The organism is Bacillus sp. BPN334, assembly GCF_008368885.1.
In the GTDB taxonomy this organism is placed as follows: domain Bacteria; phylum Bacillota; class Bacilli; order Bacillales; family Bacillaceae_G; genus Bacillus_A; species Bacillus_A wiedmannii.
Genome location: NZ_QOZW01000039.1, coordinates 1 through 1033 on the forward strand (window position 1 = coordinate 1; position 1033 = coordinate 1033).

1 protein-coding gene is annotated in these 1033 nt (G+C 37.0%); it reads left to right on the plus strand.

The window, feature by feature from the left end; translation table 11 throughout:
- Positions 1-40: 40 nt before the first annotated feature.
- Entirely contained in the window at positions 41-868 is an 828-nt protein-coding gene (locus DN393_RS31030) for a helix-turn-helix transcriptional regulator (protein WP_064475739.1), read from the plus strand.
- Positions 869-1033: the final 165 nt, after the last annotated feature.

The window sequence follows — 1033 nt, forward strand, 5'->3', positions numbered from 1 at the left end:
CGAATTACAAGAAAACTATTATTGAAATGAGGCGTGCATTGTGAAGTTGGACGTGAATGAGTTAGCAGAGTATCTTGCCAATACTCCTTTCCGAGTAGAAGGAGTATATCGTTATGCTAAAAATCCAGGTGTGCCTTATGCTGAGTCTACAGATTATTTCCCCGGATTTGTATTTCCGCTTACAGGGAAGACGCAATTTCAATTTAATGGTACGCCGTATACCCTTTCCCCAGGAAAAGTTATACATGGGGGTGCAAAAATGACATTAGCCCATAAAATGCTTGGTGAAATAAACTGGGAATATATTCTTGTTTTATATCGGATAAGCAATTCAGAACGAGAAGACTCTGGCTTTACTCATCAGCATTTTGAATTATTAACAGGACAATCTCCTCGTCTTGTCGAATTACTTATGCGTCTTTGGGATGTGTCTAATCAGCGTGGAGGCATTTCGATGTTTCAGACAGAAATGCTGTTTCGCGAAGCGTTGAATGAAGCTTTATTAAGTGTTGTCAATAGAGAAAACAACCATGAGTCGCATACTTTATTCGAACGAATATCTAGTTACGTTCATAAATGCTATTATAAAGATATTACAATACTCGAGCTTACAGAACAAAATAATATTAATCGAAATCGTCTTTCTTACGTGTTTAGAAAGCATGCAGGTATGGGGCCAGCAGAATATTTATTGAACTATCGTATAAAGATGGCTCAAAAAATGTTATGTACAAGTGGTGTGCCTGTACAACAAATTGCGCAGGCTGTTGGAATCGCAGACCCTTTTTATTTTAGTAGAGTTTTCAAGAAGCGAGTTGGCATTTCGCCTACTAAATATCGCGAGAAGTTCATCAATAATCCATACTAATGTCAACAGGGGTCCATTCTTATTTGAAAATCACTGTTCTATACTTATGGAGAGTTAAAGGAAACATTGGATTGAAAGAACTTTCATTGAAATCACTCTTTTGAACTATCTGAATGAAAAGTTCTGGCCTGAGCATTTTCTTTTTAAGCGTAATGACGACTTTTT